The 23,699-nt window shown below is 70.7% G+C and carries 23 protein-coding genes; 8 read left to right on the forward strand and 15 right to left on the reverse strand.

Features of this window, described 5'->3' with window-relative positions; translation table 11 throughout:
• The first annotated feature begins 1 nt into the window (after window position 1).
• Genes NZH93_RS50885 through NZH93_RS30915 form a run of 3 tightly spaced genes read left to right on the forward strand, consistent with a single transcriptional unit; the run spans window position 2 to window position 3,551 of the window.
• Window positions 2-1,324 (forward strand): O-antigen ligase family protein, encoded by a 1,323-nt coding sequence (locus tag NZH93_RS50885; RefSeq protein ID WP_259626778.1) that lies wholly within the window; start codon window positions 2-4, stop codon window positions 1,322-1,324.
• Window positions 1,321-2,769: a lipopolysaccharide biosynthesis protein gene (locus tag NZH93_RS30910; RefSeq protein ID WP_259626779.1), complete on the forward strand. Its 1,449-nt coding sequence runs from the start codon at window positions 1,321-1,323 to the stop codon at window positions 2,767-2,769. The genes NZH93_RS50885 and NZH93_RS30910 overlap by 4 nt, the downstream gene beginning before the upstream one ends.
• Window positions 2,766-3,551 carry a glycosyltransferase family 2 protein gene (locus NZH93_RS30915; protein WP_259626780.1) on the forward strand — a complete coding sequence of 262 codons (786 nt, stop codon included), beginning with the start codon at window positions 2,766-2,768 and terminating at the stop codon, window positions 3,549-3,551. Before NZH93_RS30910 ends, NZH93_RS30915 begins: the two co-directional genes overlap by 4 nt.
• On the opposite strand, the gene NZH93_RS30920 is transcribed toward NZH93_RS30915, so the two are convergent.
• From NZH93_RS30920 to NZH93_RS30970, 11 genes are all read right to left on the reverse strand, one after another.
• Window positions 3,530-4,603 carry an acyltransferase family protein gene (locus NZH93_RS30920; RefSeq protein WP_259626781.1) on the reverse strand — a complete coding sequence of 358 codons (1,074 nt, stop codon included), beginning with the start codon at window positions 4,601-4,603 and terminating at the stop codon, window positions 3,530-3,532. The two genes, NZH93_RS30915 and NZH93_RS30920, sit on opposite strands and share 22 nt — an antisense overlap.
• Window positions 4,590-5,636, reverse strand: coding sequence for a glycosyltransferase family 2 protein (locus NZH93_RS30925; RefSeq protein ID WP_259626782.1), 1,047 nt, complete (start codon window positions 5,634-5,636; stop codon window positions 4,590-4,592). The genes NZH93_RS30920 and NZH93_RS30925 overlap by 14 nt, the downstream gene beginning before the upstream one ends.
• 15 nt (window positions 5,637-5,651) lie before the next feature.
• Window positions 5,652-9,620 (reverse strand): DUF4082 domain-containing protein, encoded by a 3,969-nt coding sequence (locus tag NZH93_RS50890; protein ID WP_259626783.1) that lies wholly within the window; start codon window positions 9,618-9,620, stop codon window positions 5,652-5,654.
• 164 nt (window positions 9,621-9,784) lie between these two features.
• Complete coding sequence (locus NZH93_RS30935; RefSeq protein WP_259626784.1) at window positions 9,785-10,372, reverse strand: acyltransferase; 588 nt, start codon at window positions 10,370-10,372, stop codon at window positions 9,785-9,787.
• Entirely contained in the window at window positions 10,369-11,481 is a 1,113-nt protein-coding gene (locus NZH93_RS30940) for a DegT/DnrJ/EryC1/StrS family aminotransferase (protein WP_259626785.1), read from the reverse strand. Before NZH93_RS30940 ends, NZH93_RS30935 begins: the two co-directional genes overlap by 4 nt.
• Entirely contained in the window at window positions 11,478-12,143 is a 666-nt protein-coding gene (locus NZH93_RS30945; RefSeq protein WP_259626786.1) for an acetyltransferase, read from the reverse strand. Before NZH93_RS30945 ends, NZH93_RS30940 begins: the two co-directional genes overlap by 4 nt.
• Window positions 12,140-13,279 (reverse strand): DegT/DnrJ/EryC1/StrS family aminotransferase, encoded by a 1,140-nt coding sequence (locus NZH93_RS30950; protein ID WP_259626787.1) that lies wholly within the window; start codon window positions 13,277-13,279, stop codon window positions 12,140-12,142. The genes NZH93_RS30945 and NZH93_RS30950 overlap by 4 nt, the downstream gene beginning before the upstream one ends.
• Entirely contained in the window at window positions 13,276-14,253 is a 978-nt protein-coding gene (locus NZH93_RS30955; protein WP_259626788.1) for an SDR family NAD(P)-dependent oxidoreductase, read from the reverse strand. The genes NZH93_RS30950 and NZH93_RS30955 overlap by 4 nt, the downstream gene beginning before the upstream one ends.
• The gene (locus tag NZH93_RS30960; protein WP_259626789.1) at window positions 14,250-15,311 is read right to left on the reverse strand and encodes a Gfo/Idh/MocA family protein; all 1,062 of its coding nucleotides are present in this window, start codon (window positions 15,309-15,311) and stop codon (window positions 14,250-14,252) included. The genes NZH93_RS30955 and NZH93_RS30960 overlap by 4 nt, the downstream gene beginning before the upstream one ends.
• Complete coding sequence (locus NZH93_RS30965; RefSeq protein WP_259626852.1) at window positions 15,311-16,744, reverse strand: sugar transferase; 1,434 nt, start codon at window positions 16,742-16,744, stop codon at window positions 15,311-15,313. Before NZH93_RS30965 ends, NZH93_RS30960 begins: the two co-directional genes overlap by 1 nt.
• A gap of 1,216 nt (window positions 16,745-17,960) precedes the next feature.
• Window positions 17,961-18,194, reverse strand: coding sequence for an RNA-binding S4 domain-containing protein (locus NZH93_RS30970; protein WP_259626790.1), 234 nt, complete (start codon window positions 18,192-18,194; stop codon window positions 17,961-17,963).
• A 22-nt stretch (window positions 18,195-18,216) separates the two neighbouring features.
• On the opposite strand from NZH93_RS30970, the gene NZH93_RS30975 reads away from it, so the two are divergent.
• From NZH93_RS30975 to NZH93_RS30990, 4 genes are all read left to right on the forward strand, one after another.
• Window positions 18,217-18,411, forward strand: coding sequence for a hypothetical protein (locus NZH93_RS30975; protein WP_259626791.1), 195 nt, complete (start codon window positions 18,217-18,219; stop codon window positions 18,409-18,411).
• Window positions 18,412-18,512: 101 nt separating this feature from the next.
• Complete coding sequence (locus tag NZH93_RS30980; RefSeq protein ID WP_259626853.1) at window positions 18,513-19,238, forward strand: DUF742 domain-containing protein; 726 nt, start codon at window positions 18,513-18,515, stop codon at window positions 19,236-19,238.
• Window positions 19,239-19,293: 55 nt separating this feature from the next.
• Window positions 19,294-20,133: a MerR family transcriptional regulator gene (locus tag NZH93_RS30985; RefSeq protein ID WP_259626792.1), complete on the forward strand. Its 840-nt coding sequence runs from the start codon at window positions 19,294-19,296 to the stop codon at window positions 20,131-20,133.
• A 57-nt stretch (window positions 20,134-20,190) separates the two neighbouring features.
• Window positions 20,191-20,478 carry a WhiB family transcriptional regulator gene (locus NZH93_RS30990; RefSeq protein ID WP_259626793.1) on the forward strand — a complete coding sequence of 96 codons (288 nt, stop codon included), beginning with the start codon at window positions 20,191-20,193 and terminating at the stop codon, window positions 20,476-20,478.
• A 9-nt stretch (window positions 20,479-20,487) separates the two neighbouring features.
• On the opposite strand, the gene mug is transcribed toward NZH93_RS30990, so the two are convergent.
• Entirely contained in the window at window positions 20,488-21,021 is a 534-nt protein-coding gene (mug, locus tag NZH93_RS30995; protein WP_259626794.1) for a G/U mismatch-specific DNA glycosylase, read from the reverse strand.
• Window positions 21,022-21,126: 105 nt separating this feature from the next.
• On the opposite strand from mug, the gene NZH93_RS31000 reads away from it, so the two are divergent.
• Window positions 21,127-21,579 (forward strand): hypothetical protein, encoded by a 453-nt coding sequence (locus NZH93_RS31000; protein WP_259626795.1) that lies wholly within the window; start codon window positions 21,127-21,129, stop codon window positions 21,577-21,579.
• Here NZH93_RS31000 and NZH93_RS31005 read toward each other — a convergent pair.
• The 3 genes from NZH93_RS31005 to NZH93_RS31015 all read right to left on the reverse strand — a co-directional run bounded on the left by NZH93_RS31005 (window position 21,525) and on the right by NZH93_RS31015 (window position 23,674).
• On the reverse strand, window positions 21,525-21,923 hold the full coding sequence (locus NZH93_RS31005) for a sunset domain-containing protein (protein WP_259626796.1): 399 nt from the start codon (window positions 21,921-21,923) through the stop codon (window positions 21,525-21,527). The two genes, NZH93_RS31000 and NZH93_RS31005, sit on opposite strands and share 55 nt — an antisense overlap.
• Before the next feature lie 9 nt (window positions 21,924-21,932).
• Window positions 21,933-22,937, reverse strand: a complete 1,005-nt coding sequence (locus NZH93_RS31010; RefSeq protein ID WP_259626797.1) for an OmpA family protein — start codon at window positions 22,935-22,937, stop codon at window positions 21,933-21,935.
• Window positions 22,938-23,032: 95 nt separating this feature from the next.
• Window positions 23,033-23,674 carry a helix-turn-helix domain-containing protein gene (locus NZH93_RS31015; RefSeq protein ID WP_259626798.1) on the reverse strand — a complete coding sequence of 214 codons (642 nt, stop codon included), beginning with the start codon at window positions 23,672-23,674 and terminating at the stop codon, window positions 23,033-23,035.
• Between the last annotated feature and the right edge of the window lie 25 nt (window positions 23,675-23,699).

Consider the following 23,699-nt stretch of genomic DNA (forward strand, 5'->3'; position numbering starts at 1 on the left):
CGTGCTCCCCGTCCGGGACGGCACCCGGTCGCCCGTGCGGGTCGACGGCGCCACGCTCGCGTGCCTGTTCGCGTTGGCGATGACGCTCATCCCGGCCCGGCTCATCTTCGCGAAGCTGCCGCTGGCGCTGACGCCCGCGATGCTCGTCGGTCTGCTCATGGGCGTGGTGTGGTTCTGCGCGCAGATGGTCGACACCGTGGGCGTCGCCAAGGGCCGCAGCGCCGTGCGCACCGCCTTCTTCCTCTTCGCGCTGTCGCAGGTCGCCACCTACGGCTACGCCACGTACAGCTACCTCCCCGAGGACGAGCTGAAGGCCACCGACCGCACGTTCATCACGTTGATGGCGTTCGTGTGCGTGGGCCTGGCGGTGTGCGACGGCGTCCGCGGGCTCGTCCGGATCGACCGCGTGCTCAAGGTCCTCGTCGGCGGCTCGACGTTCATGGCCGTGGTCGGCATCCTCCAGTTCGCGCTGGGCTTCGACCTCACCAAGTACCTGATGCTGCCGGGTCTCCAGCTCGCGGGCGACATCTCGTTCGTGCTGGAGCGCTCGAACTTCCGCAGGCCCGCGGGCACGGCGGAGCACCCCATCGAGTTCGGGGTGGTCTGCGCCATGGCCGTGCCCCTCGCACTGCACTACGCGTTCCGGGCGAAGGACTACGGCGGCCCGCAACTGCGGTGGTGGCTGTCGCTGGGGCTGCTCGCGGTCGCGGCCATGCAGTCGCTGTCCCGCTCCGCCGTGCTGGGCCTGTTCGTGGCGGGGATGGTGCTGATCCCGCACATGCGCAAGGGTCGCAGGATCCGCGCGGTCATCGCCTGCGCGGTCTTCCTGGTCGCGCTGCGCGGGCTGGTCCCCGGTCTGGTCGGCACGCTCGTCGCCCTGTTCACCAACATCGCCATCGACCCGAGCACCGGCAGCCGCACCAGGGCGATCGACCGGGCGGGCGAGGAGATAGCCCACCACCTGTGGCTCGGCCGCGGCATGGGCACGTACCTGCCGACGAAGTACGGCTACCTGGACAACCAGTACCTGGGCACGATGGTGATGGCCGGGCTGATCGGCCTCGCCGCGCTGATCTTCCTGTTCCTCGCGGCGGGGTACGCGGCCATGCGCGCCAGGCTGTTGAGCGACGACCCCCAGACCCGCGAGCTCGGCATCACGCTCGCCGCCTGCCTCACCATCCCGGCGATCTCCGCCGCCACCTTCGACCTGCTCGCCTTCTCCGTCGCGAGCGGGTTCGCGTTCCTCCTCATGGGGTGCAGCGGGGCGCTGCTGCGCGCGGTGCGGGACGAGCGGGCCACCAGACCTGAAGAGGTGCTCAGATGACAGCCGGGCAGCAGGACCGCTCGATCGGCAGCAAGGTCGGTCGTGGAGCGTTGTGGAGCCTCCTGAACAACGTCGTCCTGCGGCTCGGGGTGCTCGTGTCCGGGATCGTGCTGGCCCGGCTGCTGTCACCGTCCGACTACGGCGTGTTCGCCGTGGCGCTGGTCGCCATGACGCTGCTCCAGGCGTTCAACGAGCTCGGCGTGAGCCTCGCGCTGGTCCGCTGGGAGCGCGACGTGCGCGAGTTCGCGCCGACCGCCATGACGATCGCCGTGACCACCAGCACCGCCCTGTACGCGGTGGTCTGGTTCGCCGCGCCCGCGTTCTGCGACGCGATGGGCAGCCCGTCCGCCGTCGGCGTCCTGCGGGTGCTGTGCTTCGCCGTGGTGCTGGACGGGATCGCGGTCGTGCCCGCGACCATCCTGAACCGCGAGTTCATGCAGGCGCGCCGGTTCTTCACCGACTTCAGCTCGTTCGCGGTCAGCACCTCGATCACCATCACCCTGGCGGTCGGCGGCTGGGGCGCGATGAGCTTCGCGATCGGCCAGATCGCGGGCAACGTCGTGTCGGTCACCGTCTACCTGATCCTGTGCCCGGTGAGGGTCCGTCCTGGCTGGGACCCGACGATCGCCAAGGACCTGGTCAGGTTCGGCCTGCCGCTGGCGGCGTCGAGCCTGCTCGTCCTCTCGGTGACCAACCTCGACAAGATCGCCATCGGCGCGCTGACCGACGAGGTCACGCTCGGCCTGTACCTGATGGCGTTCAACCAGTCCAGCCTCCCGCTCCAGGTCTTCTCCGAAGCGGCCCGCCGGGTCTCGCTGGCCGGGTTCTCCCGGCTGCGCGACGACTCGGCGCAACTGGAGCAGTCGCTCGCCCGCGGGGTCGGCCTGCTGATGGCCGCCACGATCCCGGTGTGCGCGCTGCTGGCCTGCTACGCCCAGCCCGCGCTGTCGTTCGTCTACGGCGAGAAGTGGGTGCCCGCCGCCCAGGCGTTGCAGATCCTCGCCGTGCTCGGCCTCGTCCGGGTCGTGCTGTTCATCGGGTACGACCTGCTCGTCGCGCTCGACGGGAACCGCGTCCTGCTCGGCCTGCAAGCGCTGTGGCTGGCGACGATGCTGCCCGCGCTGCTGATCGCGACCAAGCTGGACGGCATCCGGGGCGCGAGCCTCGCGCTGCTGGGGGTGGCGGCCCTGGTCGTGCTGCCCGCGTTCATCGTCGTGCTCGAACGCCGCGGCGTCCGGCTGTGGTCCACGTTCCTCGCCTGCCGCAGGCCGCTGCTCGGCGGCGCGCTCGTCGTGGCGTCCGCGTTCGTCGTCCGGTCCTTCGTGGACGGTTCCTTCGCCCAACTCGCCGTCGGCGGTCTCGTGGCCGTCGCGGTCTACCTCCCGGTGGTGTCCCCGATGCGTTCCCTCCTTCCCGGCCGGTCACCCGTGGCGGTGGCCGCGTGAACCGCAACCCCGTGTCCGCGACCGCCCGCAAGGCCCTGCGCGACACCTTCGGCCTGTGGCCCATGCACGAGGCCCGCAACCACCTGGCGCTCGGCCGCCAGGTGCCCGCCCTGCGGCGCTTCGAGGACGCGGAGGTGGCCAGGCTGGGCCCCACGCCCGGCACCGCGCTGGTGGCGACGGTCATCCCGACCTACCGGCGTCCCGAACTGCTGGTGGACGCCGTCGAGTCCGCGCTCGCCCAGACGGTCGTCGACCAGACCGTCATCGTGGTCGACGACGGCGCCGGACTGCCCGCGCTGCCGGACGACCCCCGCCTGCGCGCCGTGAGCCTGTCCCGCAACACCGCCGTGCTGGGCCTGGTGCGCAACGTGGGCGTCCGCCTGACCCGGTCCCGGTTCCTGGCGTTCCTGGACGACGACAACACCTGGCGGTCGGACCACCTGGAACTCGCGCTGGCCGGGCTGTCCCGCGGGGCCGACGTGGTCTACACGGCGGTGGAACGGCGTCGTGCGGACGGATCCGTCCTCGACGTGCTGACCGAGGAGTTCGACCGCCGCACCTTCCGGGACGGCACCCCCTACGTGGACGCCAACTCGCTGGTCGTGCGCCGCTCCGACGACGTCGTGTTCAGCCTCCTGCCGCGCACGAAGTCCACGCTGCCCAAGGAGGACTGGGAGTTCGTGCACCGGCTGGCGAAGCGCCACGTCGTCGAGCACGTGCCCGAGCCGACGGTGCGCTACCTGGTGAACGAGGACAGCTACTACACCGCCTGGACCGGCTGACCGCGCCCGCGGGCGAGCAGCCGGTAGGCGGGCCGCTCGACGAACCGGTGCAGCAGCCACGCGGCGCCCAGCGACACGAGGAGCATGACGCCCGCGGCCACCGCCGCGGGCGGCCCCCGGAAGCCGGTCTCCTCCAAGGCTTCCGCCAGCGTGCGGATCACCGCGTGGTGCACCAGGTAGAACGCGAACGACAGTTCGCCGAGGCGCACCGCGACCCGGCTGCTCCACACCGACCGGACCCCGTCGACGTCCGCCACGGCGGCGGCCGGGATGAGCAGGGCCAGCGGCACGATGGTCGCCGCGACGTAGCCGAACGTCCCCGGCAGGTGGGCGGACCCGAAGTAGGCCAGGAGGAACAGCCCGAACGCGGGCAGCGCCTTCACCCCGATCCACCGGCCCCGCTGGACGATCTTGGCCATCACCATGCCCAGCGCGAACTCCAGGACGCGCGTGAGCGGGCAGATGTACACCAGCCAGTAGGCCGCGCCGTCGGACAGCGGCATCGCGGCGACGGGGACGAGGAGCACCCCCAGCACGAGCGCGCAGGCGAGCGGCCACAGCCACCTGCTCCGCACGGCGTCGATCCCCTTCAGCAGCAGGGGGAACGCCGCGTAGAAGGCGACCTCGCAGGACAGCGACCACGCCGGGGTGTTCACGGCGAAGTACACGTCCGGCACAGGGATCCAGGCCTGCACCAGGAGGAGCCCGAGCACCACCGCGAGCGGTGACACGTCGTGCACCCCGAGCAGGAGCAGCCCGACGACGGCGAGGGACCACGTCACCACGTGGTTCGGGAAGACGCGGGCGGCGCGGCGGCGCCACGTCGACGCCGCGGTGTCGTCGGGGCGCGCCGACCACGTGAGGACGAACCCCGACAGCACGAAGAAGAAGCTGACCCCGATGGCGCCGGGACCGAACAGCAGTCCCACGACGGATTCGGCGGGCCCTCCGCCGAACAGCCCCAGCGCGTTGAGGTGGAATCCGAACACCGCAAGGGCGGCCAGGAAGCGCAGCCCTGTCAGTGACGGCAGACGGAGGTCAGACCCCCGCACGCTTCCACTGCCTCACCCGGTACACCTGCCGCACGCGGCGAGCCGCGGCGGTGAGCACGAGTGGGCGCAGCGCTCTCGCGGCGCGGGCGCCGAGGCGTTGTCTGAGGCGGAGCGTGTGCCACTCCGGGAGCTTCTCCGCGTCGTCGTACGCCTCCTTGGCGAACGCGACGAGTTCCTCGACCGGCTCGACCTCGGCCTGCCCCTTGTCGTAGGCGCGGCCCGCGCGGCGCAGCGCGTCCTTGGCGAGCACGCGCCGCAGGCCGACCTCCAGGTGACGGCCCTCGGGGAACTCGCCGTTGGCGCGGTCGAGCAGCGCGGTGTAGGCGACCAGGCGCTGCCGCAGGTCGCCCACACCGGAGGCGGAGTAGTAGGACACCGACATGTTGTTGCCGTGCACCCGGTAGTACGCCTGGTCGACGCCCTTGAGGTAGCCGACGTCGGAGTGCAGCGCGAACCGCATCCACATCTCGATGTCACCGGAGTGCGGCAGCGCCGGGTCGTAGCCGCCGATCTTCTGCTGCAACGACGTGCGGACGACCACCTCGGGCGAGGTGATGCACCCGTCCCCGACCTCGAAGCGCCGCTTCAGCCAGGACCGGCCCTGGTAGACCTGCCAGCCCTTCGACTCGGTCCTGGCGGGCGGCAGCGGGTCGCTGCCGTCCCAGTGCAGCGGGCGGCCGTAGACGAACCCCACCTCGGGGTGGGCGTCCATCAGGTCGGCCGCCCGCTTGAGCGCACCGGGGGTGAGGGCGTCGTCCGCGGACAGCAGAGCGCAGTAGTCCGCGGACGCCCACCCCAGCAGGCCTTCGTTGTACGTGGCGATGTGACCCTTGTTGGTCTCGTGCTCCCAGACCTCGACCCGGCTGTCCGCCGCGGCGAGCTCCCTGGCGACGTCCGCGCTCCCGTCACCGGAGGCGTCGTCGATCACCAGGACCCGGACGTCGACGCCCGGCTGGTCCAGCACGCTGCGCACCGCTGTCGGCAAGACCGCGCCGTACCGGTAGCACGGGATCACCACGTCAACTGAAGACACTGCCCACTTCCTCCTCTAGTTGGTGAACACGGCGTCGACCCAGTAGTTGCTGCCACCGCCGTTGTCGCTCGGCATCGTTCCGCCTCCGCCGTACCGGTAGACGCCGTTCGGCGCGTTCTCGGTCGTGGCGGGCGCGGTGAGCGGCCCGTTCGTCCTGTCCGTCGTGAAGTACTGCGACGTGTAGCCGTACCTGCCCGCCGACGTGTGGTAGGAGACCACGTAGGTCGTGCCCGCGGTCACCGGGATCGGCGACGAGAAGGTGAGCGTCTGCCACCCGCTCGACGACTCGCCGGTGAACGTCCCGGTGGCCAACTGCTGGCCGGTGGTGGACCACAGCGACCCGGTGTGCGTGCCGATGTCGTTCACCGTCTTGTAGAACCGGATCCCGGTGATCGACCCGTTCTGCGATGGGGTGATCCGCATGCCCAGCTCCACCGGCGAGTCCATCGCCGTCACGGCCGGGGTGTCGACCGCTCGGAACAGCGTGCACGGGCACGCTCCGGCGGCACCGGTGGTGAACGACCACGTGTGCGGGGCGAGCATCGGGTTGCCCTGCAGGTCGGTCGCCGTGACGCTGACCGTGTACGTCGTGCTGCCCGCCAGGTTGGCGTTCGGCGCGAAGCTCACGGACGTGCCGTCCGGGGTGACCTGGGTCGTGCCCGCCACCTGGCCACCGCCGTTGGCGGTCACCGTGAGGCTGACCGACTCGGCGTCGACCGGCTCGTTGAACGTCGCCGTGACACCGGTCCCCGTGGAGACACCCGTGGCGTTGGCCGCGGGGTTCCTGGCGGAGACGAGCGGACCGGTCACGTCGGCGCCGTCGGTCTCGACGGTCACGTCGACCCAGTAGTTGGTGTCGTTGTACGAGCTGGCCGGGAAACCGCCGCCGTACTGGAAGACGCCCTGCCCGTTGGCGGCGATCGAACTCGGCGCCGTCACGACGCCCCGTCCGGCCCCCTTGGTCGCGAAGTACCCGCCGTCCGCGGCGTAGTGCCCGGTCGGCGTGCGGTACGAGGCGATGTAGGTCTTGCCGGCCTGGATCTGCACCGGCTCGGAGAACGTGAGCGTCTGCCAGCCGGTCGCGGTCTCGTTGCTGAAGTTGCCGTAGGCGAGCCGCTGGCCGGTGGACAGCCACAGGGACCCGACGTGGGTTCCGGTGTTCGCCGCCGACTTGTAGAACCGGACGCCGGTGACCACGGCGTTGGTGGAGCTGGTGAACTTCACGCCCAGCTCGACGTCGCTCGGGTCGTTCGTGTCCGCGCTGTTCGGCGTCGACTGCCCGAAGATCGTGCACGGGCACGGCGCCGGACCGGCCCCGGTGGTGAAGCTCCACGTCTTCGGCGTGGCCAGCACGTTGCCGAACCCGTCCGTCGCGTTGACGGTCGCCGTGTAGGCGGTGTTGGCCAGCAGCAGGTTCGTCGGCGTGAAGCGCGCCACGGCGTCGTTGACGCTGATCGTCCCCGGGACCGAGGTCTGGCCGGAGGTCACGGTGAAGGTCACGCTCGCCGGGTCGACCGCCTCGGAGAACGTGGTCGTCACGTCCTGGTCGGTGTGGTGCCCGGTCGAGTCGGCCGCCGGGCTGGTCGAGTTCACCGACGGGGGCGAGTTGTCCGCGCCCGCGGTGGTGATCACGACGTCGACCCAGTAGTTGCCGCCGTTGTACGACGAGTCGGGGAAACCCGATCCGTAGCGGAACACGCCGTTGCCGCCCGAGTCCGCGCTGGACGGCGCGGTCACCGGGACGACGCCCGCGCCCTTGCCGTTGAAATACCCGGCGCCGACCGCGTAGTGCCCGGACGTCGTCGAGTAGGACGTGATGTAGGTCTGCCCCGTCCTGATCTGCACGGGCTGGGCGAAGGTCAGCGTCTGCCACCCGGTCGCGGACTCACCGGAGTACGTCCCGGTGGCGAGGCGCTGGCCGCTCGAGGTCCACAGCGACCCGGTGTGCGACCCGGTGTTCGCGGCCGACTTGTAGAACCGGACACCGGTGACCATGGCGTTGACCGAGGTGCGGAACTTCATGCCGACCTCGATGGCCGCGGCGTCGCCGGAGTCCACCACGGGCGGCGTCTGGTTGCCGAACACCGTGCAGGGGCACTGCTGCGCTCCCACGGTGACGTTCGCGTTGGCCGTGGCGCCGAGGTTGGCGCTGTCGTCGGAGGCGCGCACCCGGATCGACACCGGGCCGAGCGTGCTCGGGCTCCAGGCGTAGGTCCAGGTGTCCAGGCCCGCCGCGCGGCGCCAGGTCGTGCCGCCGTCGATCGACACCTCGACCGAGCCGACGCGCCCGCCACCGGAGTCGGTGGCCGTGCCGGAGATGGTGACCTGCGAGCCCGCCGGAACCGTCGAACCGGCCGCCGGGGACGTGATCACCGCGGTGGGACCGGTGGTGTCCGTGCTCTTGACCGCGAGGGACAGGCCGCCCATGAGGGTCTGCGGCTGCACGCTCATGTCGGCGAGCAGGTTGATCGTCGCCTGCTGCATCGCGACGCTGGTCGGGGTCGTGGTCGGCGCGCCGGACGGGTAGAGGTGGTCCCCGTCCAGGCCCCAGGACCACTGCACCGTGCCCGCGCCCCACACCAGCGCGCGGCTGGTCTGGTCGCGGTACAGCGTCATCTTGTGCGTGGCGGGACCGCCGCCGTAGAAGTGGCCGTTGTCCAGCAGGAGCTGGCCGTCGTCGACGGTGACCGTCGTCTCCGAGAGGGGGACAGCGCCCGCGGGGCGGAAGTTGTTGTCCGGGTCGACGTTCCACTCGTACCCGAGGGTGCCCGCGGGGAAGGTGGTCTTCGTCGTGGCGTTGGCGACGGACGTGTTGCGCCAGAAGCGGTTGCGGCCGTAGACCGCGGGGACCTCGAGGGCGTCGGCGCGGTAGCCGTTGACCATGAACAGGGTCCCGGTGATGGCGTTCTCGGGCTTGCCCGCGTCGCTGGGCGGGGAGAACCTCGGGTCGCGCCAGGTGCCGGTCCACTCCGGACTCGGGTCGATCTTGGCGTTCGCCTTGGTCTCCTTGTAGCAGACCAGGGTGCGGTAGGCGGTGTTGGTGCCGTCGGTGCTGTTCTCGAAGCGGGTCTTCCAGAACCACTCGTTGCCCGACATGAACATCATGTTGACGCCCGCCGAACGGGCCTGCTCGATGCCGGTGCGCTGCGCGGCGTTCACGTACTCGTCGTGCCCGGAGGACACGTAGACCTTGTGGTTGCGCACGAGCGCGGGGTTCCGGGTGACGTCCACACCGGACAGGTAGGACACGTCGTAGCCGTTGCGCTCCAGGAAGCGGATCAGCGGGTACTCGGCGTTGAGGAAGCTCGCGGTGCCGCCGTTGCGGTACGGGCGGTTGTAGCTGACCTTGTACGCGCGGCCGTCCTCGGACCCGGCGAAGCCGCCCTCGTAGAGGTTGAACTCGTTGACGCCGGGGCGGTCGCCGTACTTGTTGTAGGCCTGCCAGGTCTGGTCGGAGGTCTGCACGACGATGTCCGAGTGCGAGCTGTCGCTGCGCACCACGAAGGGGAACTGGCTCGCGCCGGAGTCGTCGTTGCGGACGAAGTTGGCGACGTAGAAGCCGGGGACGGCGGTGCTGGGCACCTGCCAGTTGGTGGAGACCTTCCAGTTGCCGCAGTCGACCAGGCCGAAGGCCGACTGGTAGCCGCACTGCGGCTGGCTCTGGGGCAGGGGCACGGTCGGGTTCAGCGTCGCGACCTTGCGCGCTCCCGTTCCGCCGTACCAACCGAGCCGGAGGATGTCGACCGTGTAGTCGGTGCTCGGAGTCTTGATCTTGAAGTCGAGTCGTTCGCCCGGCTGGACGCTCGCCTGCGTGCCGAAGCCCTCGATGTCGCCGTAGACCGTCTCGATGAACCAGTCCTCGCGCGGCGTACCGGCCTTCGAGTTCTCGCAGACGATGGCGTTGTTGGGGGGGTCGCAGGGACCGGCGACCGCCACCGGCGCCGTGACGACCGCGAGTGCGCCGACCAAGGAGCTGACGATCACACCGATCCTGGCTCTTCTGCCCCACCGCGCTCTGTGCGCCGGTCTATCCATTACGTGCCTCCATGGGCGCCATACGATTGCTTGTCTTGTACTCGGCCATACACCTCGCATCGTTACTCGATTTGGCGTATCCCAAGGATCTTTCACTCATCGTGCTCGGACCGTCAGCTCTGAGCGATCGGTTCCCTTTCCAGTGCGCGCAAACCGCTACCGCTCGGTGACTTCTCGTGTGCGCGGCCGCAGTCCGGGCAGCGCAGCCCGGCGTCGAGCCGCACCCCGCAGGAGCAGACCCATCCCTTGTGCAGAGCCGGATTCCCCGCGACGAACGAGTGCGCCGCGACGTCCCTCGTGACGACGGACCCGGCCGCGGCGAAGGCGTGCTCGCCGATCTCGGTGCCGCACACCACGACCGTGCCCGCGCCGAGCGTGGCACCGCGCCGGACCACTGTGGACAAGAGGTCCTCCGGCCCCTTGCGGATCGCCGCCCTGGGCCTCAGGTCGTTGGTGAAGAGCGTGTTGGGCCCCAGGAAGACCTCGTCCTCACAGGTGACGCCGTCGAACACCAGCGTCCCGTTCTTGACGGTGACCCGGTCGCCGAGGACGGCTCCGGACTCGACGAACGCCCCGTCGCAGATGTTGCAGTCCCGACCGATCCGGGCTCCGGGCAGGACGTGGGCGAAGGCCCACACCCGTGTGCCGTCGCCCACGTCGTCGCTCTCGCAGAGTCCTCTGGGGTGCACGAAGACCGTCATCGGCCGACCGCCCGCGCCAGCACGTCCACCACGCGCTCCTGCTGCGCGGGCGTGATCTCCGGGAACAGCGGCAGCGAGAGGATCTCGCCCGCGAGCAACTCCGACACGGGGAAGTCGCCCCTGGTGTGGCCGAGCGGGGCGAAGGAACCCGTGAGGTGCACGGGAACCGGGTAGTGCACGCCCGCGCCGATGCCCGCCGCGTTCAGCTCGGCCAGCACTCGGTCGCGGTCGGCGACCCGGACGACGTAGAGGTGCCACACGGGCTCGTTGCCCTCGGCCACCACGGGGGTGACGACACCGGGCAGCTCCTCCAACAGCTTGCCGTAGCGGAAAGCCGCCTGCCTGCGGGCGGAGTTCCCGTCCTCCAGCCTGCGGAGCTTGGCCGAGAGGACGACGGCCTGCACCGTGTCCAGCCTGCTGTTGAACCCGATCTCGGTGTGCACGTACTTGCTCGGCGACCCGTGCTCGCGCAGCAGGCGCACCCGCTCGGCCAGGCGCGCGTCCCCGGTGAGGACCGCGCCGGCGTCGCCGTAGGCGCCGAGGTTCTTGCCGGGGTAGAAGCTCGTGGCCGCGATGTGGCCGAGCGCTCCCGTGGTCACGCCGTTCCTGCGCGCGCCCTGGGACTGCGCCGCGTCCTCGACGACGACCGCGCCCACGGACTCCGCGACGGGGTGGATCAGCTCGATCTGGGCGGCCTGGCCGTACAGGTGGACCGGGATGATCGCCGCGGTCCTCTCGGACACCACGCCCGCGAGCGCGTCGACGTCGATGAGGCCGGTGTCGGCCACGCAGTCCACCAGCACCGGCACGGCACCGGCCCGCACGACCGCCTCGGCGGTGGCGATGAAGGTGTTGGCGGGCAGGACGCACTCGTCGCCCGCGCCGACACCGGCCGCGCGCAGCGCGAACTCCAGGGCGTCCGTGCCGTTGCCGACGCCGACGCAGTGGTCGACGCCGACGTAGGACGCGAACTCCTGCTCGAAGGCGGCGACCTGCGGGCCGCCGATGAAGGCGGTCTTCGCCAACACCGCGGCCCAGCCCTCGGCGACCTCGTCGGCCACCGACGCGTGCTGCGCGGCGAGATCGACGAGCGGGATGGGGTTGTTCACAAAGCCTCCAGACGCGGAGTGGACACAGTGGACAGCGGGCGGGCGGGAACGCCCGCCCAGGTCTGCCCTGGGGGAACGTCGTTCAGGACCACGGCGCCCATGCCGATGACGGCTTCCGCGCCGACGCTCACGCCTTCGCGGATCAGGGCGCCGGAGCCGATGTAGGCGGCCTCGCCCACCCGCACGCCTCCGGCGAGGCTCGCCCGGCCCGCCATCGTGACGAAGTCCGAGACCTCGTCGTCGTGGGTGAGCAGGACCTGGGGCATGGCCAGGACGTGGGAGCCGACGCGCAGCGGCGTGGTGATCACGACACCGGCGAGCAGCACGGTGCCCGCGCCGAGTTCGACGCCCGGCGCCAGGGACGCGTGCGGGTGCACCACGGTGGCGTACCGCTCGGGCGGCAACCCGAGTCGGCGGACCAGGGAACGCCTGCCGTCCGGGCGGTGCGCGTTCGCGACGCAGACGACCACCTTCGTCGCGGGGTGGTCGTGCACGAGCGCGGTGCCGCCGAGCACTCGGAGGCCGTCGACCTCGTCACCCGCCGCGGACGGCCGGTCGTCGAGGAGGCCCACCGGCTCCCAGCGGTCGCCGGACCGGATGGCCGCCAGCACCTCGCGGGCCAGCCCGCCCGCGCCGACCAGCAGCAAGGGCTCACGGGTCACGACACCGCCACCCCCGAGAGGGCCGTGGTCAACGCCTCGGAAACCTGGTGCTGCTCGGCATCGGTCATGTCGTGGAACAGCGGGAGGATCAGGGTCCGACCGGTGAAGTCCTCGGTGGCGGGCAGTGGTGCGTGGGGGTGGCCCGCGTAGGCGGGTTCCAGGTGCGAGGCCATGATGCCGCGCCGCGCGGACACACCGCTGCTCGCGAGCGCCGCCAGCACCTCGTTGCGCGGGAGCGGGCAGTCGTCCGGCAGCCTGACCCAGAACGACTGGTAGTTCGTCGTGCCCCAGGCCGGGTCGCGCACCATCCGCAGCCCCGGCACGTCGGCCAGCATCTCGTGGTACTTCGCCGCCAGTTCACGGCGACGCGCGACGATGGAGTCCAACCTGGACAACTGCACGATCCCGACGGCGGCCTGGATGTCGGTCATCCGGTAGTTGAACGCGGTCTCCAGGTACTCCTCGACGACCGATCCCCCACCGCTGTGCCGGTCCGCGGCGCTCACGCTCATGCCGTGCTCGCGCAACCGGCGTCCCCGCACCGACCACTCGGGGTCGTCGGTGGTCAGCATCCCGCCCTCACCGGTGGTGAGCAGCTTGCGCGGGTGGAACGACCACGCGGCCAGCAGCGCGCCCGTCCCGACGGGAGCGCCGAGGTAGGTCGAGCCCGCGGCGCAGGCCGCGTCCTCGATCACCGGGATGCCGAGCGGGCCGCACAGCGCGCGGAGCGCCTTCACGTCCGCGGGCACACCGGCCTGGTGCACGACGAGCACCGCGCGGGTGCGGTCGGTGATCACCGGCTCCACGGTCTCGGCCGTCAGGTTGCCGGTGGTGGCGTCCACGTCGGCGAAAACCGGTGTGGCGCCGCAGTAGCGGACCGCGTTGGCGGTGGCGATGAACGACAGCGACGGCACGACGACCTCGTCGCCGGGACCGATGTCGAGCAGGTGCACGGCGAGGTGCAGCGCGGTGGTGCACGACGACACCGCCACGCCGTGGCGCGCGCCGACCCTGGCGCTGAAGGCCTCCTCGAAGCTCGCGACCCTCGGGCCCTGCGCGACCCAGCCGGACCGGACCGCCTCGGCGGCGGCCTGTGCCTCCTCCTCGCCGAGGACCGGGCGCATCACGGGGATCATCGGCCGGTCTCCGCGCGCCACCAGGACACCAGCTCGCGCAGGCCGTCGTCCATGCCGATCTCCGGCTTCCAGCCGAGGTCCCGCGCGGCGGCGGAGATGTCCGCCAGCCGTCGGGTCACGCCGTTGACCTTGCGCTCGGGCCCGTGCTCCAGCGGCAGCTCGGAGTCCATGGCGCCCAGCAGCGCGAGCGCGAGACCCGCGAGGCTGGTCTCGTGCGAGCTGGCGATGTTGTAGACGGTGTCGGTGACGTCCGCCCGCGCCGCCAGGACGTTGGCGCGCGCGATGTCGTGCACGTGGACGAAGTCCATCGTCTGGGCGCCGTCACCGAAGATCAGCGGCGACTCGCCGTCGGAGATGCGCTCCATCCACCGGATGAGGACCTCGGTGTAGAGGCCGTGCGCGTCCATCCTCGGCCCGTACACGTTGAAGTACCGCAGCGCCACGTAGTCCAGGCCGTTCATGGCGTGGAAGCTGCGCAGCATCCCCTCGTTGAACGCCTTCGCGGCGCCGTAGAAGGTGTCGTTGTTGTACGGGTGGTGCCGCTCCGTGGTCGGGAACGTCTCGGCGAGGCCGTAGACGGACGCCGACGAGGAGGCGATGAGCTTCTTCACGCCCGCCGCCGCGGCGGCCTCGACGACGGTGAAGGTGCCGTCCACCAAGCACTCCAGCGCGAGCCGCGGTTCCTCGGCGCACTGGGTGATGCGGATGGCCGCGAGGTGGAACACGAGGTCGATGCCCTCGGTCAGCTCCCCGACCAGCTTCCGGTCGTTGATGTCGCCCTCGACGATCGTCACCCGGTCGTCCGCGGCGGCGACGGCGTCGGCCAGGTTCTCCCTGCGGCCGCGCACGAAGTTGTCCAGCACGACCACTTCGGCCGCCCCGGCGGCGACGAGCTGGTCGACCACCGCGGAGCCGATGGTGCCCGCTCCGCCGGTGACCAGCGCTCGCTGGCCGGCAATGGGCTGTGCGGTCATGAGGTCGTGCCTCCAGTGCTGATCGGTGCGCCAACCTGCTGGACGGGGACGAAGGAGCCGCCGTTGGCCAGGCTCTCCGACGCGGCTTCGAGGATCGCGAGCACGCGCAGGCCCGCGCGGCCGTCGGTCAGCGGCGGGCGGCCCTCGGTGATCGAGGCCGCGAACTCCGCCATGACGCCGCGGAGCGCTTCGCGCTCGGGCAGCGCGGGCGCGACCATGTCGCCGGAGCGGTAGGAGATGATCTTGTGCTCGCGCTCGCGCTCGACACCCCTGTCGTAGACGGACAGGCGCTGCGTCGGGTTGAGGTCGTCCCAGACCACCGTGCGGGCCGAGCCGCCGACTACCATCGTGCGGATCTTGGTGGGGGACAACCAGTTCACGTGCACGTGGCTGATGGAACCGTTGGACAGCTTCATCGTCAGGTGCGCGACGCACGCGTGGCCCGCGCCGATCGGGTCGGAGCCGTGCGCGGACACCTCCACCGGGCGGACGTCGTCCGGCAGGATCGCCTCGAAGATCGACAGGTCGTGCGGAGCCAGGTCCCACAGGACGTCGACGTCCGGCTGCACCAGGCCGAGGTTGATCCGCACCGAGTCGATGTACTGGATCTCGCCGAGTTCGCCGCCGCGCACGAGCTCGCGCAGGTGGCTCACGGCCGGGGTGTAGCAGAACGTGTGGTCGAGCATGAGGGTCAGGCCGCGGCTCTCCGCGGCCTCGACCAGCTTGCGGCCGTCGGAGAAGTTCGCCGCGAGCGGCTTCTCCACGAGCACGTGCTTCCCCGCCTCCAGCGCGGCCATCGCCACCGGCAGGTGGGTGGCCGCGGGGGTGGCGATGGCGACGGCGGAGACCGAGGGGTCGGCCAGCACGTCGTCGAGCGAGCCGGACACGGCGACCGTCGAGTACTCGCCGAGCACGCGGCGGGCGCGCTCCACGTCGAGGTCGCACAGGTAGCGCAGGTTGAGTCCGGGGGTCGCCTGGGCGTTGCGCACCAGGTTCGGGCCCCAATAACCCGCGCCGATCACGGCGATGCCGATCGGCGTCACGTCTTCCCTTTCCATCAGTAAGCTCCTTGGCCGCCGAAGACGGCGCGGAAGGTCTTCCACAAGATGAGCGCGTCGAGGGCGAGGGACCAGTCCTCGACATAGCGCAGGTCGAGTCGGACCGACTCTTCCCACGAGAGGTCGCTTCGGCCGCTGACCTGCCACAAACCGGTCAGTCCCGGCTTCACCAGCAGGCGGCGGCGCACTTCGGGGGCGTACTTCGCGCTCTCCTCCGGCAGCGGCGGCCTGGGGCCGACCAGCGACATGGTTCCGGTGAGCACGTTCAGGAGCTGCGGCAGCTCGTCGATCGAGTAGCGGCGCAGCAACCTGCCGACCTTGGTCACGCGCGGGTCCTTGCGCATCTTGAACAGCACGCCGGAGCCCTCGTTGACGGCCGCCAGCTTGGTGCGCAGCGCGTCGGCGTTCGTGACCATGGTGCGGAACTTGATGATGGTGAACTCGGCGCCGTCCTTGCCGACGCGGCGCTGCCGGTAGAACACCGGGCCCCTGCTGTCGATCATGACGGCGGCGGACACGAGGAGCAGGAGGGGCGCGAACGCCAGCACGAGCCCGATGGCGCCGATCCGGTCGACGCTGGCCTTGATCGCCCGGCGGAAGCCGGTGAACGCGGGCTCGCTGACCCGCAGCAGCGGCATGCCGAGCACGCCGGTCACGTGCAGCCGCGGTCCGGCGAAGTCCATCAGCGCGGGCGCGACGACCATCTCGGTGCCGGTGCCCTCCAGGTCCCACGCGAGCTGCTGGAGCCTGCGCGGCGTCCAGTAGGCGTCCGGGGTCACGGCGACGATGCGGTAGCCGCCGCGGCGGACCTGGTCGGCGAGGTCGCGGAAGCGGCCGACGACCGGCACGCCCTCCAGGTCGATGCCGAGCGCGGCCCGGCCGTCCAGGGTGCAGATGGCGTCGACGCGCCAGCCGAGGTGCGGAGCCTTGCGCGTGCGGGTGATCAGGTCCCCTACCGTGGCCACGTTCCCCGCGGCGAGCACCGGCAGCAGGCAGCGTCCTTCGGAGCGCGCGCGGTGCAGAGGCCTGCGGAGCAGGTAGCGGAGGGGGAAGACGACGAGGGCGATGGCCGGTCCGACCACGAACACCCAGAGGCGGGCGCCGGGGATGTCCACCGCGAGCGCACCGAAACCGAGGACGACGACGGACGCGAACAGACCGCGTCCGAGGCGGCGGAACTCCTCCGCGCCCTGACCGAGGACGTTGGCGTTCCAGACCCGGCTCAGGTAGAGCGAGCCGAGCACCACGGCGACCGTCAGCAGTTCGAGGGTGGCGATCGACATCGGCACGAACGCGCTGTGCCGCGCCGCCATCAGCCCGCCGAACGCCACGATGACCAGCACCGTGGCCAGGATGTCCCCGAGGATGACGCCCTTGCGGTACCGCGACTCCCAGGCGGCCACCGGCGGGTGCGTCTGCCTCGACGACTCCATCGTGTTGGTAGGAGTGATCCCCACGACGGGTCTCCGTCGTGTGGGCTGGACCTGCTCGCTCATCGTGGTTCTCCCCCGGTTCAGCCGGTTCGGACGTGCACGTTCGCAGGGCATCCCCGAGGACCCGCGTGGTACGGCAATTGGTTGACCGACACTTCGCACATCGCCAGGGCACCTTTTCCCTTGATGAACCGGCGCTTGCAAACCATCATTCGTTCGGCCGCCCGTGGGCGTTACACACGAAGTTTGGTCACACCGAAGAAATGTTCGGAAGTGACCGGGCCGGTCCGCCGAGTGACGACGGGTGACGATCCAATACCAGTTGAACGCACGTTAGACCAAACCGACGCCAAGGCCTAGTCGTCACGTACGAAATGTGTCCGCAGAAGCCAAGTCGCACGACATATCGTTCACACCCGACGGCCCGTTACAGCCACTGTGAGTAGAGTTCACCCTGCTGGCGTACGGGGGCAGGGAATGGGCCAAAAGACCCTTGTCCTATCCGGACACCTCCTCCGCGTGGTCACCCATTCACGCAGCGGAGGCAGCTATTCAGACCAGTCGGTCATAGCGTTCTCGTTACCTTCGAAGAAACGTCGACGCCCGGTTGGCGCAACGCTTGGTACGCGGACGATCACCGGAAAGGCCGTGGATGTGGCGTACGTCATCCTTCGTTCCGCGTTCGTTCCGCGTTCCTCGCGGTGAATCCGACCGGTTTGCGCGGGATGTTTCGCGTCACCGCGGTGATCGGGGTGTGATCTTGATCGTTCCGCGCGGGGGTGATCGGGATGGGCGCGAAGTCGAGCACGGCTCGCATTGGTCTGGTGCATTCGCGCGCGGGGATGAATGGGAACGGTGTTGCGGGGTCGAGTGTGAACGGCGCGGGGAGCGGGAAGTGGACGCCGAGTCGATCGGCCGATCCGCCCCCATGACGATCCTCCCCCTGGCGCAATGTGAACTTCGCTCGCTTTAAGCGTAGCGGCGGGGATGGGGACGGGGGATCCGCCGGGAGTACGAATGTTGATCACGCTTGGGGTGGAATTGGGGATTGGTAATGCGTGGTCTAGACGAGTGGCGGAGTGGAGATGTAGGGGGTCGGCGAGAATTGATCTTGATGACGTTCAGGGCCGCGGGCACGCGGGGGCCAGGCGGCCGGGCGGCCGCGAGCACGGGCTTGCGCCCTGGCGCGGTGAGGCGGTGAGGCGGTGAGGCGGTCCTAGCGCGCGGTCGCGTGGAGGCGGGCGCGGTTGTCGCCCACGGCCACCACGTCGCCGTTGTGCAACTGGGCGCCTCGGCGGGTTTCCGAGCGGCCGTTGACGGTGACCTCGTCGGCCTCGATCAGTTCCTTGGCGTGCGAGCCGTCCTCCGCCAGGCCCGCCAGCTTGAGGAACTGGCCCAGCCTGATCATGTCGTCGGCGATCTGCACGTCTCGGATGGGCGGCTTGGTCATCCGCACATGGTACGACTTGACCATGAACAAGTGGGTGTCCGTGGTGGTCGGCGTGCTGCTCGTCCTGTTCGGCTCGGTGTGGACGTTGCAGGGGTTGAACGTGATCAAGGGCAGCTTCATGACCGGCCAGCAGTTGTGGACGGCCATCGGGTTGCTGGCGGTCATCGGTGGGGTGACGTTGGCGGTGAGCGGGTTGCGGAAGAAGTCTTCGCGGTAACGAGGAAAACACCGAGTCGAAACCTGTTCGCAACGAGCCGGATCGGGTTGCGTCTACCGTTACGTGACGGACGAAGCACTCTGGGTGGCGACGTGGTGGTCATGGTTGACGGCGCGGAGTTGGGTTCGACCGGTGGTGGGCGCAGGCGGCGCCGGTCGTTGCGCGGTGAGGTCGGGCGGACCGGGGCGCGCTTCGGGTCGGCCGCCGTGCGGCGTGATCTCGAAGAGGACGACGAGGTCGGGTACGTCCCCGCGCACCTGGAGGTTCCCGAGCCGCCGAAGCCGCGCAGGGCCCGGCGGTCGTTGCGCGGTGAGGTCGGGCAGACCGGGGCGCGGTTCGGGTCAGCCGCCGTGCGGCGGGCCATCGAGGAGGACGAGCCCGCGCCGGAACCGGTCGAGGTGACGACGCCGATGCCCGCGCCCGTCCAGTACCGGGAGCCGATCCCGGAGCCTCACTACGACGAGCCGTACTACGAGGAGACGGGCAAGTCCTTAGTCCGACCGTACGCGTGGACCGGCGGGCGGACGACGGCGAACGTCGACCTGCGGCTGGAGACGTTGATCTCGGTCGACGAGACCCGCGCGCATTCGGCGGCGTCGGCCACGAGTCCCGAGCAGCGGTCGATCGTGGAGATGTGCGCCAACCCCAGGTCGGTGGCCGAGGTGTCGGCCGTCCTGTCGATCCCGCTGGGTGTGGCGCGAGTGCTGTTGAGCGACCTGATCGAGTTGGGCGTCGTGTCGGTGCACGAGACCAACGGCGGCTCGGCCGGTGGACGCGCCGACCTGGCGCTGCTGGAACGGGTTCTGAACGGCCTCCGTCGCCTGTGACGGCCTATGATTCGCCTCCGGAAGAGGTAATGCCCAGCTACCGGCGGTGATCATCGTGAGCGACGGCGCCCGCTGGAGCGCGGGGGCGGTGGCGCGCACGCTCGGCATCTCGCCCACGACGCTGCGGACCTGGGACCGGCGTTACGGATTGGGCCCGCGCACCCGCGAAGAGGGCAAGCACCGGCGTTACGACGACGGTGACGTGGCGACGCTGCGGCGGATGCTGGAGCTGACCGGGCAGGGCGTGTCGCCCGCCGCCGCGGCGACCATGGCCCGCGGTGGGGCGGGGCCCGTTCCCGACGTGCACGACTTCATCCGCGCCGCGACGCAGCTCGACTCGCCGAGGCTGGGCAGGCTCACGACCGAGCTGGTCAGCGCGCTGGGCGTCATCGACGCGTGGGAGTCCGTGCTGGTGCCGTTCCTCGTCGAACTCGGTGAGCGCGCCGTCGAGGAGGGTGGTGGCATCGGGGTCGAGCACGTCGCCAGCAACGCCCTCCTGACGGTGCTGCGCCGGGTCGGCGACCCCTTGGAGGGCGGCCGGTTGCCCGCGCTGCTGGCCGCCGCGCCGGACGAGCAGCACACCCTGCCGTTGGAGGCGCTCGCCGCCGCGCTGGCCGAACGCGGGTGCGCGTCGCGGAACCTGGGCGCGCGCGTTCCGTCACCGGCGCTGCTGGCCGCGCTGGACGTCCTCGCGCCGCGGTGCGTGGTGCTGTGGGCGCACGACCACGCGTACGCGCGCCTCGCGCCGTTGGCGACGATCGCCGCCACCAGCACGACCCTGCTGCTCGGAGGCCCCGGCTGGGGTCGGATCGCGCTGCCCAGCGGCGTGCGCCGGGTTCAAACCCTGCGGGGGTGTGTCGAAGAAGTCCTCACCCGTTCCGGTCGGTCAGCTTGAAACGATTTTGAATCGAATTTACTGTGGTGACCACCAGCCGAGCGAGGATGTGGTCACATGCCCGAATTGTCCCGACTGCCAACGCCGGTCGCCGAGTCCTGGGACTGGCAGTTGCGGGGTCTCTGCCGCGGCGTCGACAGCTCCTTCTTCTTCCACACGCCGAACGAGCGCGGCTCAGCCCGTGAACGCCGGGAGACGAGGGCCAAGCAGATCTGCGACCGCTGCCCGGTGCGGCGCGAGTGCCGGGAGCACGCCCTGACCGTCGAGGAGACCTACGGCGTGTGGGGAGGTCTCGGCGAGAGCGAGCTGCGCAGGCTGATCTCGTTGAACCACAAGCGCGCCTGACCGCACGCCCTACCGGTCGATGGCCGAGCGGAGTTCCGCGAACGCGTCCCCGAGAGCGGGGAGTTGGTAGTGCGCGTTGAGCCCGCTCGGGTTCGGCAGGACCCACAGCCCGCTGTCGGCGATCAGGTCAGCCTGCTCGCCGATCGCCGCCTTCTTGCGGTCGAACGCCGTGCGGTACGCGGTGACGCCGACGACCGCGATCACCTTCGGCCGGTACTCCTCGGCGATCCCGGTCAACCGCACCGCACCTGCCCGCAGTTCGGCGTCGGTCAGCTCGTCCGCGCGGGCCGTGGCGCGCGGGACCAGGTTCGTGAGGCCCAGGCCGTGCAGCAGGAGCTGGTCCTGCTCGGCCGGGGCCAGTCGGGTCGGCGTGAAGCCACCGAGGTGCAGCGCGGGCCAGAAGCGGTTGCCGGGCCTGGCGAAGTGGTGGCCGGTGGCCGCCGAGTACAGGCCGGGGTTGATGCCGCAGAACACGACGTCCAGACCGGGGGCGAGCACGTCCGGGAGCGTTTTCTCCCGTGCGGCGGCCAAGTCGTGGCGCATGGGTCCATCATCCACCACCCCTAGTCCGGCCGGGACGATCAGGGGTTGTCGGGACCGCCGGACCGGGCCAGCCTGGGTTCCGACGCCGAACTAGGAGTGGTGGACATGAGCTGGATCCCCCGAGTGCTCGGGGCGGCGACCGCCGCCTACAGCGCCGCCGTCGTCGCCAGGCCCGAGGTTCTGACGACTCCGACGGGACTCGGCGACACCCAGGCCACCCACGCGTTGAGCCGTGCCGTCGGCGCGCGCGACCTCGTGTCCGGGCTGGCGGTCGCGCTGGCGCCCGCCGGGACCCCGCTCCGGCTCGCGCTGCTGGCGCGCGTGGCGATGGACCTCGGTGACGCGGCGCTCGGCCTGGCCGCGCCGGACAAGGCGACCCGCACCAAGGTCGTCGCGGTCGCGCTCGGCTGGGCCGCGGTCAACGCGCTGGCGCTGCTCGCCACGCGGGAGAAGGCCTCGGACGAGAGCCACTGGGAGTGGAACCCGCAGTGGTCGGACCCGAACTACTGGGCCGACCCGGCGAGCTGGGAACGCGAGCGCGGCGACCAGGCGGTGTAACCCGCGCGCTCCGCGTCCTCGACCGAGCGGAACCGCACGTCGCCCTTCATCCGCCGGTAGTACGGCGAGGTCTCCGTGTGGAAGATCCGCGATTTCGAGTTGCCCTTCACGGGGAGGTCCACTTCGGACCTCTCACCGTCCTCATCGGACTCGAAGACCTCGGCGCGCGGCTCCGGGACCACGACGACCGACTGGGACGGCAGGGCGACGACCGGCCGCCGCGCGGTGATCAGGTCGGCGCGCAGCCTGCGGTTGACGGCGCGCATGGGCAGCCACACGAGCAGCGACCCGGCGAGGAAGGCCCCCGCGCACAGCACGAAAATCTGGGTGAACAACCAGAGCACAGCGAACTCCTAGCGAACGAGGATGTCTACCTGACGGGAGGTGTCGGTCAGCTCGGGCGCGTTGTCGACGCTGATGGCGGTCTCCACCATGGCGGGCCGCACGCCCTGCGCCAGCACCACGTCGCGGACCAGCCGCGCACGGGTCTCGGCGAGTTCGCGGGCGTCCGGCGAGTCCGCCGACGCGTGGCCGCGCACCGTCACCGTCGCGCGCGGAGCGACCAGCAGCATCCGCGCCACGCGGTCGATCAGCACGGGCCCGTGGCCCTGCCACGCGGTCGTCCCCGGTTGGAACCGGATGCCGCCGTTGCCGCCGACGAGGCGGTTGATCGAGTCGCCGAGCGCGACCAGGTCGAGTTCGCGGTCGTGGTTCGACGACCCGACGACGATCGTGGGCTCCACGCGCAACTCCCCCGCCGCCGCTTGGAGCAACCGCCCGAACGCCGTGGCCTTCTCCTGGTCCACGACCGTCGCGCGCGCGGTCAGCGCACCGCCCCGGACGACGCCGCTGAAGTCGTGCACGCCGTTCTCCACCACCGCGGCGACGATCGCCGCGGCCTCCGCCGCCGAGATCGGCGACCGGGTCCCGGTCCTGGGCGCCATCACGTCGGTGATCCGGTAGCCGACGGCGCGGGCGCGCACCGCGTCCACCAGCGCCCGCTGCTCCTCGGCGTCGGCGGTCGTGCCCGCGAGCACGACCTCGTCGGCGCGCACGAAGACCGACAACTCGCCCGGTTCGGCGTCGCGGAGCGTCACCGCCGTGACGCCGGGGACGGAGGCCACCAGCTTCTGGACGGTGGTCGCTTCGCGGGGCACGACGCCGGTGACCGTGACGCCGCGGCCGTTGACCGTGACGCCGTTCTCGGCGTGGCCGGATTCGTCGATGGCGTGCGCGACCCGGTCGGCCAGGTCCTGCTCGATGCGGTCGCCCTGGACCACCACGCCGGTCGCCGCCAGTAGCGCGGGCACGAGGACGGCGCCGAGCAGCCAGAGCCGTTGGGGTCGGGGATTCAACACCGGGCGTTAGTACCCGATGCCGACGTCCGATTGCGAACCGCGAGCACCGAAAACGCGGGATATGGCCGTGAATTCACTCGTCAAGGTGACAGGAATCAGCCAGGTTGATGATCAACATCAGGTGGCGGGGTGGAACGGCCTGTGCGCCGCCCGTCCTGGCCCGCCGTCGACTTCGCCCGCAGGTGCGCGCGTTCGCCCTGCCTGCCGAAGAGGCTGAGGACCTCGACCGGCGTGGGGTCCGCGCTGCCGAACCAGTGCGGGACGCGGGTGTCGAACTCCGCGGCCTCGCCGGGGGTCAGCACCAGGTCCTGGTCGCCGAGGACGAGGCGCAGCCTGCCGCTGAGAACGTAGATCCACTCGTAGCCCTCGTGGGTCTTCTGGTCCGGCTCCGCCGACCCGTGCGACGGGATGAGGAGCTTGTAGGCCTGCACGCCGCCCGCCCTGCGGGTCAGCGGGACCATGGTCATGCGCCCCATCTTCACCGGGCGCAGGTGGATCCGCGGGTCGCCCGTCGGCGGGGCGCCCACCAGCTCGTCGATCTGGACCCCGTAGGCCTTGGCCAGCGGCAGCAGGAGTTCCAGGGTCGGCTTGCGCTGGCCGGACTCCAGGCGGGACAGGGTGGAGACCGAGATGCCGGTCGACTCGGAGAGGTCCGTCAGGGTGGTCTCGCGCCGCTTGCGCAGGGAGCGCAGCCGGGGGCCGACCGCGCTCAGCACGGCGTCCAGTTCGTCGTCCATCCCCCGATGTTGCCATAGTGGCAAG

Origin of the sequence: Umezawaea endophytica (assembly GCF_025061645.1) — a bacterium.
Taxonomy (GTDB): Bacteria; Actinomycetota; Actinomycetes; order Mycobacteriales; family Pseudonocardiaceae; genus Umezawaea; species Umezawaea endophytica.